Source organism: Sporomusa aerivorans (genome assembly GCF_041428895.1).
In the GTDB taxonomy this organism is placed as follows: Bacteria; Bacillota; Negativicutes; order Sporomusales; family Sporomusaceae; genus Sporomusa; species Sporomusa aerivorans.
In genome coordinates this window covers 2801760-2816947 of the sequence record NZ_CP156926.1, presented here as the reverse complement: position 1 = coordinate 2816947, position 15188 = coordinate 2801760, and the positions used below count along the sequence as shown (strand labels likewise).

The following is a 15188-nucleotide window of genomic DNA, read 5'->3' as shown; positions in this document are numbered from 1 at the left end:
CATAAGCGCACCAAATCGCCTCCCCTCTTACAGGCTTTCTCATATGGAATGCGTCATCGGGCGCAGAATTTTGAGATTGTCCAATATTTTTCCGGTGCCATGCGCCACACAAGCAAGGGGCTCATCCGCTATACACACCGTAATGCCGGTTTCCTTAACCAGCAGCGCATCCAGCCCCCGCAGCAAAGCGCCACCGCCGGTCAGGACCATGCCACGGTCGATAATATCGGCGACCAGTTCAGGCGGTGTGCGTTCCAGCGTGTTTTTTACCACCTCAACAATGGCGGCGACCGGTTCAACCAAGGCAAGGCGCACCTCCTGTTCCGAAAGGACCAATGCCTTTGGCAGTCCGGTCAACATGTTGCGTCCACGAATCTCCAGTTGTGCTTCATCCTCCGGTAATGCGACGGTTGAACCAATAGCAATCTTGACAGCCTCCGCTGTCCGTTCACCGATAATCAGACTGTGTGTTCTTTTTACATACTGGCTGATCGCTTCGTCCATTTCAACGCCGCCAATACGGATAGCCTGACTCCTGACAATACCGCCCAGTGAAATGACCGCCACCTCGGTTGTTCCACCGCCAATATCAACCACCATATTGCCTGTGGGTTCTTCCACAGACAAGCCTGCGCCGATAGCGGCCGCCATAGCCTCTTCGATTAAATACACTTTATGGGCGCCGGCCTGTGTAGCTGCCGATACCACAGCCCTTTTCTCCACCTCCGTATTGATCGAAGGAACGCCGATAACAACCCGCGGCTTCTTATAAAAACGCGCCGAAACAGCCTTGCGAATAAAATACTGTAACATTTGCTGAGTAACGTAAAGATCAGCAATAACCCCATTTTTTAATGGCCGGCGTGCCACGATATTACCCGGGGTCCGGCCCAGCATGGCCCTGGCTTCCTCGCCTACTGCCAGCACCTCGCCGGTATGCTGAAGCACCGCAACTACCGAAGGTTCCTGCAGAACAATACCCTGCCCTCTGCTATAGACCAGCGTGTTGGCGGTCCCCAAATCGATTCCCAGGTCACAGCCTAATGCCCGAAACAACCTATTCATTAACAGTCACCGCCTACACTAGCGGTTTTAACCGTGTTCACTTTCTTCATCTCTTTGACCTCATATCAAATGATTGTTCAATACCAATCATCATAACAAAAATGCTGTGAGTACGGTGTGAGAAAGTGCGAAACCGTGTGAGTGCGGTGTGAGAATGCAAAAGGCCGTTTCAGTTTTAAAACCGAAACGGCCTTTGGGGGAAGGGCCTTTTATTCAGCTACGAACCGTTACCGCTCTCCATAGTGTCAAGAGACAGTGTCCGGCTCAACTCCGCCCTGACAGACGTTTGCATGGTGGAGGAGAGGATGTGTTATCGCTTCCCGGGTATCCGACTACAAATCTGGATTGTTTCAAAAATCCCTGCAGCCATTTTACCGCTATCAGGCCAGGTCGAAGCGGTCAAGATTCATAACCTTGTCCCATGCCGCTACAAAGTCACGCAGGAACTTCTCTTGGGAATCCTTGCAACCATATACTTCCGCGATGGCCCGGAGTTGGGAGTTCGAACCAAATATGAGATCGACCCGGGTGCCGGTCCACTTAAGTTCACCAGTTGCACGATCACGCCCCTCGAACACGTCGGCGTCTTGCGAGACCGCTTTCCAGGCGGTACGCATGTCGAGCAGATTTACGAAGAAATCATTGGTAAGCGCATCTGGCCGCTTGGTGAAAACGCCGTGCTCCGACTGTCCGAAGTTGGTATTTAATACACGCAGGCCACCAACGAGAACCGTCATCTCAGGAGCGGTCAGCGTCAGCAATTGCGCCCGGTCAACCAGCAATTCCTCTGCCGATACGGAAAATTTGCCTTTCAGGTAATTGCGGAACCCGTCAGCCTTCGGTTCCAGTACTGCAAAAGAATGGACATCGGTCTGCTCCTGGGATGAATCGGTGCGTCCCGGTTTGAACGGAATGGTCACATTGCTGCCGGCATTCTTGGCAGCCTGCTCGATTCCAGCGCAGCCACCCAGTACGATCAGGTCGGCCAGCGAAACCTTTTTAGAGTCCTTGTGGGCGCTGTTAAAATCTATCTGAATTTTTTCCAGAGCCAGAAGGACGGTATTCAGTTGATCCGGCTGGTTGACTTCCCAATCCCTTTGAGGTGTCAGGCGGATGCGTGCCCCGTTCGCTCCACCGCGCTTGTCAGAGCCACGGAACGTGGCTGCAGAAGCCCAGGCTGTTGAAATCAACTGGGAGATTGACAGGCCTGAAGCAAGGATCTTGTCCTTGAGATCCGAAATATCCTGTTCACTGATCAGTTCATGATCGACCGGGGGCACCGGATCCTGCCAGATAAGTTCTTCCGTCGGAACCTCCGGACCAAGGTAGAGTGAACGAGGCCCCATGTCGCGGTGAGTCAGCTTGAACCATGCCCGGGCGAAGGCGTCCTGAAATTCTTCAGGGTTTTGCAGGTAGCGCCGCGCGATCGGTTCGTAAACCGGATCGTAGCGCAGGGAGAGATCTGCCGTGGTCATCATCGGCCGGTGTTTCTTTGCTGGATCGTGCGCATCAACTACCATGTCTTCTTCGGCTACATCCTTGGCCAGCCACTGATGTGCTCCGGCCGGACTCTTGACCAGTTCCCACTCGTATCTGAACAGCACCTTTAGATAGCCCATGTCCCATTTAGTCGGGTTCGGCTTCCAGGCCCCCTCAATGCCACTGCCAATTGTATGGCCGCCTTTGCCGCTCCCAAAGCTGCTCTTCCAGCCTAGTCCCTGTTCCTCGATGACGGCGGCCTCGGGCTCAGGACCCACATGAGCCGCCGGACCAGCACCGTGGCATTTGCCGAATGTATGGCCGCCTGCGACGAGCGCAACAGTTTCTTCATCGTTCATAGCCATACGGGCGAAGGTATCCCGAACGTCACGGCCGGAAGCGACCGGATCCGGATTACCGTTCGGCCCTTCCGGGTTCACATAGATCAGGCCCATCTGCACGGCGGCAAGCGGATTCTCAAGCTCCCGGTCGCCGGAATAACGCTTGTCGCCCAGCCACTCGCCCTCAGATCCCCAATAGATATCCTCTTCCGGTTCCCAAACATCCACGCGTCCGCCGCCAAAACCGAACGTTTTTAAGCCCATCGACTCCAAAGCGCAATTTCCGGCAAGGATCATCAGGTCGGCCCAGGATATCCTTCTGCCGTATTTCTGCTTGAGCGGCCAAAGCAAACGGCGTGCTTTGTCGAGGTTCACATTGTCAGGCCAGCTGTTGAGGGGAGCCAAACGCTGGGAGCCAGACCCCGCGCCGCCGCGACCATCATTGTTTCGGTATGTACCAGCACTGTGCCATGCCATCCTTATGAAGAGCGGCCCGTAATGACCGTAATCAGCTGGCCACCAATCCTGCGAGTCAGTCATCAACGCATATAAGTCTTTCTTCAGGGCATCAAGATCGAGACTCTTGAACTCTTCAGCGTAGTTGAAAGACTCATCCATTGGATTGGAAAGCGAGGAATGCTGGTGCAAAACTTTAAGGTTTAACTGGTTCGGCCACCAATCCCGGTTTGAGGTACCGCCGCCGGCAATGGCTTTTCTGGTCATGCCTGTTACTGGACACTTGCTGTCTTCACTCATGAAATCACTCCTTCTCTATTTTGACAAGTCACTTAGGACAAATACGCCGAAATAAATGCTATTCCTGGTGATGCAAAAGGATTGTCACTCACGAATACAACAGTAATGTTTCTTAATAAATATTCTAAATCTATAAATTATTGTAATTTTATTTTATTCATTAAATTATTGGTTGTCAACACAGAATTGGAATTATAATGTCAATAAAAGGCGGAGTTGATGTCATATTATCAACTCCGCCCTTTTGCTTCTAATTTCTAATGTTTTTCATTTTTCAGCTTTTTGATAAATTCCAAACGTTCTTTGATATTTTTTTCAAGGCCTTGCCCTGTAGGCTGATAATACTGCCGGTCGTGCAAGTTTTTCGGCAGACACTGCATATTCGTTACTTTATCCGCGACATTATGTGCATATTGATAACCTTTACCATAGTCGAGGCTTGCCATCAGCTTAGTTGGGGCATTCCGCAGGTGCAAGGGCACACCATCTGCCAGCGTACTGTTCGCATCCTTTTTAGCGTTTTCATAGGCCACATATAGGGCATTAGACTTGGCAGCCACCGCAAGATATACCACCGCCTGGGTTAAATGCACATTACACTCGGGCATACCCAGATAATGGACGGCATTATACACGGCGACAGTCATTTCCAAAGCTCTGGGATCAGCCAGGCCGATGTCTTCAGAGGCAAAACGGACCAGCCTTCTGGCAACAAACAACGGTTCTTCTCCTGCTTCCAGCATTCTGGCCAGCCAATAGACTGCAGCGTCGGGATCACTGTTGCGCATGGATTTGTGCAAGGCTGAGATAAGATTATAATGTTCTTCCCCGTTTTTGTCATATAATAATGCTTTCTTTTGGAGGCACCCTTCCACGATATCCTTACTGATTATCGTAGTGTCCCCCTGTTTGGAACCGCTCATCACCGCCATTTCCAGCACATTAAGCGCTGTCCTGGCATCTCCGTTGGCATATACGGAAATTAATTCCAGAAGTTCATCGGCAATCTCAATTTGTTGGCCGCCATAGCCTCTTTCATCCTGCAAAGCATGCTTTAATAGCCTCATAATATCTTCTGTTTGCAAAGAATGCAGGACAAATACCCTGCTTCTCGATAGCAAGGCGGAGTTAACCTCGAAAGAGGGGTTTTCCGTAGTGGCGCCGATGAGAATAATGTTGCCTTTCTCGACATGAGGAAGAAAAGCGTCCTGCTGTGCTTTGTTAAAGCGGTGGATTTCATCCACAAAGATCACGGTCCGCTCGCCCATCAGCCTGCTCTTTTCTGCTTTCACCATGATTTCCTTAATCTCTTTGATGCCGGAAGTTACCGCACTAAAGGTTATAAATTTAGCATTCGTTATATTGGCGATAATCATAGCCAGGGTAGTTTTGCCAACACCAGGCGGCCCCCACAGAATCATCGAAGTAATATTATCCGATTCTATGATCTGTCTTAGTACCTTGCCCTTACCCAGGATATGTATCTGACCAATATATTCTTCCAAAGTTCTTGGCCTGATCCTGTCGGCCAAAGGGGCTTTATGCATATTTTCAAAAAAAGTGCCTTGTATATAATCCATTTATTACACCTGACCTTCCCAAAACAGTACATATGTTCTATTATATATTATCATCCAATTGCCAAAATATTCAATGGGTACAGCCAACAAGAATATACGACTCTGTACACTACGAAAATTAAAAGTGTTCGTCCCTTTAAAAAGGAGGCGGGATACGCTGGCAGTTATTTATTTAGCCTAATTAAAATGTAATGCTGCATGAAAAAAAGCCCCTTTAGGGGCTGACTGAAAAGCTACTTCAAATGTCAGTCTGGATAAAGACTGTAATGTAAAATTCAAAAAGAACCGTACTATCACTTACTTTTCACTATTTCTGTAAGCAGCCGATGTTATTTATTCTCCCTTAAAAAGTGGACATCAATTTTTCAAGATTTTTCGTAATATCCTCATCGTTAAAGCAGTACTTTAGATCGGTGAAATTACCCCTAAGTTTTGCAACTTCTGCCTTGATGGATTTATTCTTTAGAACGATGTCCGCTATATATTCTGCCGTCTGTTCAAACTCTTTGCAGCCAAAGCCGAATCTCGTCATTTCAGAAACGCCAAGCCTGATTGCGCCGGAAGCCGAGAAGCCTTCTTCTTCAGGCGTAGCCTGATAGTTGACGATGATATTGTTGTTTTCGAGCCTGTTTGCTATTTCCGGCCCTGTGCCATATCCCACCCTCACAATTACCTGATGAGTCTCCGTGTAAGATATAGAAGGATCGCCGGCAACATCCAGTCCGGCATTCTTAAGACATTTTGCAAAATACTTGGCATTTTCGATTATATTCTTCTGGTACTCATCTTTGAAGCTGTTCATTTCATAAGCTGCCATCAGCAGCCCAAGCATAGTACCCAGGTGGTGATTGCTTACGCTTCCAGGAAAAGCTCTTGTTTCGATGGTTTCCCATAATCCGAATTTATAATCATCCTTGTCGTAATTGCCGGCAATGATTCCTCTTTGGGTGCCGAAGAAGGTCTTATGGGTTGAACCTGTGACAATTTCCGCACCTTCAGCAAATGGATTCTGGAAGTAATCCCCTACCAGTCCAAGTACGTGAGCCATGTCATACATGATAACCGCATTGATTTTCTGGTCATCGATAAACTGACGGATTTCTCTTACCGGTTCTTTATGTAATACCATGCTCTTACCGAAAATGATAAGCTCCGGTCTATATTTCTCTATGACTTTTTTCGTTTCCTCAACATCGATTTTGAAACTGTTATCCTTTTCTACCGGAAAATTGACAACTGCGTTTTTTTCGGTGACAGGATCAATGGCTATGTAGTCATGCAAAGCGCCCATAGGCTGGGCACTCAAGTGTCCACCCCTGATAATGTGATTGTTTAGTACGTAGCCCAAACGGGCAGCGTCCTTTTTTCTATTTACTCTGTTTTTGAAATCCATAATCGCACTAAAAACTGCAGTGTTTGCCATCTGACCGCTGACAACTCTTGTTTCTACCTCAGTACATTTGAGGTATTTTTTCATTTCTGCCATCAATAAATGCTCGATCTCATCAATGAAGCCGGTACCTTGATAGTAAAAAATATCGTAGTCATAGAATGATTTCATTTTCTTGTGCTCCGCATACCTAAAAGAAGGATCCATTACCGACAACAGTCTGACAGCGGCAGAGGGTGTCTGCTCAGAGGGAATAAGGTTAATGGCTTCTTTCTGTCTCCATAAGGTGTTCCGGCAACTTTTTTCGATGAGCTGCAAAGCCTTGGTCTTGTAATCTGCCGAACTGTCAAATGTACAGTCTACTAGAGCTCCATAAATAATCGGTCTGGCAAACGGAGGAGCATCGCTTTTCAGATGATAAGGCGTGATAACAGCCTTCACCTTGTTGCCTCTGATCTCCACCGCCACCTTATCGTTCAGTTCTACATCGCCATCAAGCAAGGCCAGACCGATTGCTCTCGTTGCTTTATCATCGGTAATTTTGCTTTCAAGCCCATATCCTTCAGCCTTTAAATAAGGCACCATGGTTGCGCTTGTTATGTAGCCTATTTCCTTATCACCTTTGAAAACCTTACAGCCTGCCCTGGCAACACCTTTATCAAGCAAGGCGATCGGTTTTACTATTCTGGTTAAATCGGCCAGATCGGCAAAATCTCTTTCCATTATCTTTTTAAAAGCTGTATATTGTTTGGTCAAAGCTTCTCTGCCTATATAATCGCCTTTGGCTGCAGCAAAGCTTACGGCAAATTTAGCTAAAGGGCAAGAGAAAATCGGGATTTCCCCGCCGTCAGGACCTAAGCCCAATTCGTGTCCATAAAGAGGCAGTCCGGCCTCAAGCCTCAGTGTATCTCTGGCGCCAAGGCCAATAGCCATAGCCCCGTACGCAAGCAGCCTTTCCCAAATAACGGCTGCCACGGATGCTTTAACAAACAACTCAAAGCCTAACGGCTCTCCGGTATAACCCGTCCTGGCAACAAGCACTTCTTGCCCGTCAAGCTTTAGAATATCCAGTGCGTTCTTTACCGGTTCCGTAAGATAAACGCTGCCGGTAAGTGTACTGAGGATGCTCTTCGAGTCCGGTCCCTGTACCGAAATCATAGCCAGTTCGCTGGACTTATCAGTAATTTCCGCGTCAAATCCCGCTATTTCCCCTTGTAAATGTTCCCAGTCCTTTTCGGCGTTGGCAGCATTTACAACAAGCAAATACTCATCTTCATAGAAGCGGTAAAGATAAGCATCATCAAGCGCGCCGCCATTCCCGTTCGGAATCATGGTATATTGCGCCTGCTTAAGGTCAAGGGCAAAAACATTATTCGTTAAAACATATTGGAGAAATTTCGCAGCTTCTTTACCGGATATAACGAATCTTCCCATGTGCGACACATCAAATATGCCGGCCTTTTTCCTGGTGTAAATATGTTCTTCAATGATTCCCGTTTTATAATTGATCGGCATTTCCCATCCGCCGAAATCCACCATCTTTGCACCTGACTTTACGTGATTGTCATAAAGTACTGTCCTTTTTAACGCTGCCATATTATCAACCTCCATAATTTTCCTGCAGAAAATTGGCGATGAACACCGCGTTTTTCGATACCTAAAACCGACATTCTTGGTAAATATTGGGCTTTATTATGGTGAAAATATTCTCCTTCCATAAATAAAATCCTTTATCCAGACAAACAAATTTTGTAGTTCGGGTGTAAAACTATATCATCAGCTCCGCTCCCTCCACAGAAGCAAAATCCCTCAAAATCCCTGTATAAATACCGACTCACCTAAACAAAAAGTCGCCTAAACATAAGTTTTAGGCGACCATAATAAAACTATTCCATTCTAGCATATCTACAGTGGCAAAATCGCCGGCAGCGGATTATCATTTCACCAGTTCCCATTTACATCGTACCGGCGAAGTGATGGCATTTTCCCCTTTCAATTCTTTAAATGCCTTATCAATATCTTTTCGGTTCAAACCGGACAGTTTCTCAACCTCACCCGCACTTAAAGGTTTGCCGGCAGCTTTCATAGCTGCGATAACAGACTCTTTAACACTCATGTTCTTACCTCCTAAAATTTCAAGTATCTTTTCGCTACATAGTAGCATGGATTCACCACTACTTACCTTTCAGAAACATTTCGAATACCTTTTCGCCAAGGCGATTAAGGGCCTGTTTCGTGAGTCCTGATGATCCTATAATGCAGCATTATTATTTATCCTTGGCGGCAGCTGCCAATTGCGTAAGCTTAGTGACCGTTTTCCAGTTACGCACTGTCATTGGAACATCCAGTTTGGAAAGATTATTCGCAAGCTTGGAAACCCGGATGCTGTGATGAAACAAAAGGTATACATCCCGTCTCTGGATGCAAAAATCATCATTTTTGCTCCGATAAGAGTTCAAGCGTTCAACGCTTTCCTCGGCGGGAGCTTGGAGTAGCAGCGCCACGTACAGGCTTTCCGCTGCCGACGCTTCTTCTGCCGCAGCTATCGCTTCCTTAGAGAAGGGGCATTCCCTGATCATCTGGTTTAATTCCGTAACGGTTCGCAAAACAACAATAACAGGGAAACCAAAAACGCTCGCAAACTCCTGCTCAATTGTTTGCCGAAGCATTTCTTCTGTTTTATCTGATTTGAACAAAACATTGCCGCTTTGAATATAGGTTTGAACAAGCTGTAGTCCGAGTTCTTCAAACATGCGTTTTAAATCCGACATTTTAACTATGTTCTTTCCGCCTACATTAATTCCTCTCAACAGCGCTATATACTGAGTCATTGCTATCACTCCGTTAAAATATCCCACTAATTTGCCTTCGCAGTAAAACCCAAGCTGCTTTTACCTACTTCCATTCTATCAATGCAGTATTTTAATCTTGGCCAATTTCTTGTCCTGGAAATTGGAATTTAAAAAATCAGCGTACCTTCTCTGCTCCCTTGCGAGCTCTTTTTACTTCATACATTGATTTATCTGCTTTTTCAATCAGAACTTCCAGCTCAATGCCGTCTTCACTGAAAAGAGCATAGCCGATACTGGCTCTAAGATTTAATTTCCCGCCTTCAAATTCAAATGATTTTATAATTTCAAAATCTATCCGCTGAATCAACGATCTAAGATCATTCCGAGTCATTACTTCTGCAACAAGGATTCCAAACTCGTCTCCCCCAAGCCTGGCAACAGTGTCCATCTCGCGCAAGGTATTGCTAATCCGCAAAGCAACTTCGTTAATTGCTGCATCACCTGCCCGATGCCCATAATTATCGTTGATCTCTTTCAATCCATCCATATCAAGTGTTATGATTCCGAAATTTTCATGTTTTCTCGAAGCCTGTGACAATTTTTGCCGCAAACGATCATAAAATAAAGACCTGTTTGCTATCCCGGTCATATTATCATGTGTGGCTTTATGAAACAACTCGCTTTCTTCATTACTGATTGCGTTAAACATCGCCGCTGCAATGAGTCCTGACATAATTTCCAGTATTTTAATACTGTCAGCATTGAAATGACCGGCTTTTTCTGAAAGAACCTTTAATACGCCAACAACATCATTCCGGCAGATCAAAGGCACTACGATCATGGAGTTAAGGCCAATTTGCCTGCAGGCCTCCTTATTGACTCTTTCGTCACATTCAATATCATTACTGACCAAAGGCAATCTTGTTTTTATACATTCTCCAGACAAGCTATTTTCCATATTCAATCGTAAGCCAAGGTACTTCTCAGCAATTCCGGAGGCAGCACTGTACACGAGTTCATTTTTCTCAATTAATTCGACAGAAGCGCCAGCTGCATTGGTAATATACTGAGTTCGCTGGGTCACTAACTCCATAATACTGCTCAGATTTATGCCTTGCTGAACCACTTCAGTCTGTATGCTAATAATTTCCATCAAAATATCGCTGCTTAAATTATTTTGATTCAATCCAACCCACCCTATTCTTAATCCTATCAGTTTCCATCATTCAATCACTCGGGTTTAAAATTGTAATCACATTTTTGGCATTGCGAAAGAACAAGCTCGCTGTTCTCTCTGTGGAATACGCCCGACCATTTACAAATGCTTTTCAGAATGGGTACAACGGATTTTCCTCTATTCGAAAGAGAGTACTCCACTCTCGGAGGAATTTCGTCATAAGACTGCCTTTGAACGATTTTATCTGCGATCAATTCCTTTAATGCCGATGCCAGGACCGCATCTGTAATGTTCATCATCTGCTTACACAGCGAGCTGTAACGAAGGACACTTTTCTCTGCCAGAACGCAAATAATGCGTGATTTCCATTTCCCTCCGAAAATTTCTAATCCATATTCCAGAGGGCAACGAATATCCTTTTCTAATTTACGTTGATACATCTCATCATCTCCTGCTTGTATTATAAAGATATCGCTTTCCTACTTCAAGTTACTATTAAATTTAATAGTAACTTATTAATTTACCAATGTATTCCCTGCCAGGAATTGCCGGACTATACTTTAGTCAAGGCTCAAGCGAGAGCAATTCAAAGGGGGTCCATGCAAATGAAAGAAAATGTTGTAAAACTTCTTAAAGAGCAGCTGTGGTATCTGGGTACTTATTCTGACGAACCGAACAACGTACCCGTGGCATTTAAAGATGTAACTACCGATGGTAAGCTGATTGTCGGTGATGTATTCCTTGAGACCACTCTGTCCAACATCAAGACCAATGGCAAGGTAGCCGTTTCCGCCTGCAACGGTGCGACAAGGGAAGGATATCAGATCAAGGGTATGGCAGAGTATGTAACCACAGGTCCCATCGTTGACACCTTAAAGAAGCTAGTATCCGATGTGTCCAAGGGCGCCTTAAAGGCCAGAGGCGCTCTCATTATCATTCCTGAAAAAGTTATTGTCACCACCCCCAGTGCGGATAATAAAAAAGTTATCTGATCATCTGCAAAAAACGCTTGGTTTTATCCGGCAACTAAAAATCCATGCAGCTAGCTGCATGGATTTTTACGTTTCAAAGAAGCATAGCGAGCGTCCCTGCGCGTCTCTTCAAATATGATATACATATAAATGAGATGTCGCGTTTATTGACAGTAGTATTAGTCGGAGATATAATCAAATTTAGAATATATTAACAATTCACTCACATAACTACATTTCGCGAGGTGATTATTCTGGAATACAAGTATATTGAAATTGCCGATTGGGGTATTATTCGCCGACAATGGATCTATGATGATTCTGAGTATGTGGTTGTGTTAGAAAAACACGAGGAAGACCGTTTCACCGTCAAAATTACACATAAAAATAAGAATTTAGAATACTACTCTTACTGGAAAGCTAGTGGGAAACTAACTTTTGGATCGCTGGAAGAAGCACAGTTATTTGCAGAAAACAAACTGGCAAGCATGAAACAAGGGGACTATACCCACTGCACTGGATTAACATGAGTCGAGTGATAAGTTCCTCGCTAAAATTTAAATATCAATATTTCATTCGGTACCGTCAAGATAGTTTTGCAATTTGTTTGTAATCCACAATAAGCAAAATCAGTTAGCACTAAAATCCGGCTCAAGGTCGGTAGTTTCTAAGTGTTTCATATTCTTATACTTTTTGCTACACCACAGTGGGTTTACCTTTGGCATTTACAGTGCCTTATGTAATTCATAGAATTACCGATAAATTAGAATTGTAATGGTTATTCTAATAGGTCTACTTTCAGAAGCATGTGGATTTTTCCCTTGGAAAAATCCACATGCTTCTGTTTTTTGTGTCACTCCCCATGCTCCTTCGCCAGTTCCACTTCCAGGCGGTCCATGCGGAAGTATTGCAACAGTTTGATAAATCAGGGCGAGTGAAGCGGGTCTTCATAAAGAAAGTAATACTTCTATTTCAACGCATCAAGCGCCAGATTCAGCTCCAGCACGTTGACACGGGGTTCACCCAAAATGCCCCATTGCCTTCCTTCTACATGCTGTTCCACCAGTTGCCGCACTGAATCAGCACTTAGCCTTCGCTCCCTGGCAACCCGTTCAGCCTGGGCATAAGCGGCATCAGGCGTAATGTGGGGATCAAGACCGCTGCCTGAGGCCAGCACTAAGTCGGATGGCACCCCAGCCCCTGCGGGCAATCCATTTTCTTCACGTACTTTTTGTACATTATCCTTCACTGTGTCCATCAGCTTCTGATTGGTCGGACCCAGGTTAGAGCCGGAGGAACTAGCACCATCATAGCCGTCCTGGCCAGCCGCCGATGGCCGGCTATGGAAATAGCCGGGGCTGGTAAAATTTTGGCCAATTAATCTGGAACCTACCGGCACTCCGTCTCGAACGATAACTGAACCGTTAGCCTGATCGGGAAATACCGCCTGCGCCACGCCGGTCATCGCCAACGGATAAATAAAACCGGTTATAATGGTTAGTGCGACAAGCATTACTGCCGCACTTACAAATTGTCGGAACATACTTTTTCAACACCCTTTCCTTCTATTCTGTGACAGTTATCTCTTACTCTGCCCCATCACTAGACCAAGCCAAGCGCTACAATGATCAAGTCAATCAGTTTGATCCCAATAAACGGGGCCACAATCCCCCCCAAGCCATAAATTAGAAGGTTACGCCTGAGCAGCACCTCGGCACCCACCGGCCGGTACTGTACCCCACGCAAGGCCAGCGGTATCAAGGCGATAATAATCATCGCGTTAAAGATAACTGCGCTTAAAATCGCACTTTCCGGAGTAGCCAGGGCCATGATGTTGAACACGTTCAGCACCGGAAAAGCTCCGGCAAACATGGCAGGAATGATGGCAAAATATTTGGCTACGTCATTGGCCACGCTGAAGGTGGTCAGGGAGCCGCGGGTAATTAAAAGCTGCTTGCCGATTTCAACCACTTCAATCAGTTTAGTAGGATTGCTGTCCAGGTCTACCATATTGCCGGCCTCTTTGGCAGCCTGAGTGCCGCTGTTCATGGCCACACCCACATCAGCCTGAGCCAGCGCCGGCGCATCGTTGGTGCCGTCGCCGGTCATGGCAACCAGCATTCCTTTTTCTTGATACTGGCGAATCAACCGCAATTTATCTTCAGGTGTTGCTTCGGCCAGAAAATCGTCCACTCCGGCCTCGGCGGCGATGGCTGCGGCAGTCAGCGGATTATCACCGGTAATCATGATGGTTTTAATGCCCATCTGCCTAAGATCCCGGAACCGTTCCTTAATACCGCCTTTCACGATATCTTTCAGATGAATGGCACCAAGCACGCGTGCTCCTTCCGCCACGACAAGGGGTGTTCCACCACTCTTGGCAATCGACTCGCAAGCTTTTTCAACGGCATCAGGGAAAGCCCTGCCCCGCCCTTGCGTATATTTTTTGATGGCATCCACCGCACCTTTGCGGATTTCCTGGTCTTTTACATTCACGCCGCTCATCCGGGTCTGCGCCGTAAACGGAACAAACTCGGCTTCCATGGCCGTTAAATTCCGTTCCCGCAGGTTGTACTTTTCTTTGGCCAATACAACAATGCTACGGCCTTCCGGTGTCTCATCGGCCAGCGAGGCAAGCTGAGCCGCATCGGCCAGTTGTTCCGGACTAATGCCGGGAGCCGGGACAAACTCAGTCGCCATACGATTGCCCAGCGTAATAGTGCCGGTTTTATCCAGGAGCAGCGCATCCACATCGCCGGCAGCTTCCACCGCCCGGCCGGACATGGCCAGTACGTTCCGCTTAAGCAACCGGTCCATACCTGCAATGCCGATGGCGGAAAGCAGCCCGCCAATAGTCGTGGGGATCAGGCAGACCAACAAGGCTATCAAAACCGCAACCGGTATGTTAATCCCGGAATAAATCCCCAAGGGTGCCAGCGTTGTCACGGCGAACAAAAAGATGATGGTTAAGCCAATCAGCAGGATGGTCAGGGCAATTTCATTGGGGGTTTTTTGCCGTTTTGCCCCTTCGACCAGTGAAATCATCCGGTCGAGAAAAGTTTCGCCAGGATTGGCTGTAATGCGGATTTTAATCCAATCGGACAGCACCCTGGTACCGCCGGTAACTGAAGATTTATCGCCGCCTGATTCCCGAATGACTGGCGCCGATTCTCCAGTCACGGCGCTTTCATCTACTGACGCCATGCCTTCGAGGATTTCACCGTCGCCGGGAATAAAATCTCCGGCTTCTACCAGCACCACATCACCTTTACGCAGTTCAACCGCATCCACCAAGTTCGTCCCGCTGCCGTTTACCTTCTTGGCCTTGGTCTGGCTGCGGGTACTGCGCAACGCATTGGCTTGCGCCTTACCCCGGCCTTCAGCGACCGCTTCGGCGAAATTGGCAAACAAAACGGTAAACCATAGCCATAGCGTGATCTGCAGGGTAAAGAAGGTCGACTGACCGCCTCCCAGCACAAAATCGCGTACAGTAAACCAGGTTGTGATAATAGCTCCGATATACACGATTAGCATGACCGGATTACGCAACTGAGTGCGCGGGTCTAATTTTCGGAAAGCATCGCGCACGGCGGTTCCCAGGATCTCTTTATTAAAACTGCTTCGAGTATTCATTCCA

At 46.7% G+C, this 15188-nt stretch carries 12 protein-coding genes; 2 read left to right on the top strand and 10 right to left on the bottom strand.

Annotation, left to right across the window (positions count from 1 at the left end; all coding sequences use genetic code 11):
* Window positions 1–39: 39 nt before the first annotated feature.
* From SATMO3_RS13160 to SATMO3_RS13125, 8 genes are all read right to left on the bottom strand, one after another.
* A complete protein-coding gene (locus SATMO3_RS13160) occupies window positions 40–1065 on the bottom strand; it encodes a rod shape-determining protein (RefSeq protein ID WP_371381241.1) in 1026 nt (341 codons plus the stop codon).
* 380 nt (window positions 1066–1445) lie between these two features.
* Window positions 1446–3641 carry a catalase/peroxidase HPI gene (katG, locus tag SATMO3_RS13155; protein WP_371381240.1) on the bottom strand — a complete coding sequence of 732 codons (2196 nt, stop codon included), beginning with the start codon at window positions 3639–3641 and terminating at the stop codon, window positions 1446–1448.
* A 257-nt stretch (window positions 3642–3898) separates the two neighbouring features.
* The gene (locus tag SATMO3_RS13150; RefSeq protein WP_371381239.1) at window positions 3899–5221 is read right to left on the bottom strand and encodes a replication-associated recombination protein A; all 1323 of its coding nucleotides are present in this window, start codon (window positions 5219–5221) and stop codon (window positions 3899–3901) included.
* Window positions 5222–5564: 343 nt separating this feature from the next.
* Window positions 5565–8207: a glycine cleavage system aminomethyltransferase GcvT gene (gcvT, locus tag SATMO3_RS13145; RefSeq protein WP_371381238.1), complete on the bottom strand. Its 2643-nt coding sequence runs from the start codon at window positions 8205–8207 to the stop codon at window positions 5565–5567.
* Window positions 8208–8547: 340 nt separating this feature from the next.
* Window positions 8548–8727: a hypothetical protein gene (locus SATMO3_RS13140; RefSeq protein WP_371381237.1), complete on the bottom strand. Its 180-nt coding sequence runs from the start codon at window positions 8725–8727 to the stop codon at window positions 8548–8550.
* Between the two features lie 151 nt (window positions 8728–8878).
* On the bottom strand, window positions 8879–9442 hold the full coding sequence (locus tag SATMO3_RS13135; protein WP_371381236.1) for a DUF1697 domain-containing protein: 564 nt from the start codon (window positions 9440–9442) through the stop codon (window positions 8879–8881).
* Between the two features lie 136 nt (window positions 9443–9578).
* On the bottom strand, window positions 9579–10589 hold the full coding sequence (locus tag SATMO3_RS13130) for a diguanylate cyclase domain-containing protein (RefSeq protein ID WP_371381235.1): 1011 nt from the start codon (window positions 10587–10589) through the stop codon (window positions 9579–9581).
* 44 nt (window positions 10590–10633) lie between these two features.
* Window positions 10634–11020 carry a winged helix-turn-helix transcriptional regulator gene (locus tag SATMO3_RS13125; protein WP_371381234.1) on the bottom strand — a complete coding sequence of 129 codons (387 nt, stop codon included), beginning with the start codon at window positions 11018–11020 and terminating at the stop codon, window positions 10634–10636.
* Window positions 11021–11185: 165 nt separating this feature from the next.
* Here SATMO3_RS13125 and SATMO3_RS13120 point away from each other — a divergent pair, with 165 nt between their 5' ends.
* Window positions 11186–11572, top strand: a complete 387-nt coding sequence (locus tag SATMO3_RS13120) for a pyridoxamine 5'-phosphate oxidase family protein (protein WP_371381233.1) — start codon at window positions 11186–11188, stop codon at window positions 11570–11572.
* 224 nt (window positions 11573–11796) lie between these two features.
* Complete coding sequence (locus SATMO3_RS13115) at window positions 11797–12081, top strand: hypothetical protein (protein ID WP_371381232.1); 285 nt, start codon at window positions 11797–11799, stop codon at window positions 12079–12081.
* Between the two features lie 437 nt (window positions 12082–12518).
* Here the strand turns inward: SATMO3_RS13115 and kdpC are convergent, their stop codons facing one another.
* Both kdpC and kdpB read right to left on the bottom strand, forming a co-directional pair.
* Entirely contained in the window at window positions 12519–13094 is a 576-nt protein-coding gene (gene kdpC / locus SATMO3_RS13110) for a potassium-transporting ATPase subunit KdpC (protein WP_371381231.1), read from the bottom strand.
* A gap of 59 nt (window positions 13095–13153) precedes the next feature.
* A complete protein-coding gene (kdpB, locus tag SATMO3_RS13105) occupies window positions 13154–15184 on the bottom strand; it encodes a potassium-transporting ATPase subunit KdpB (protein WP_371381230.1) in 2031 nt (676 codons plus the stop codon).
* Between the last annotated feature and the right edge of the window lie 4 nt (window positions 15185–15188).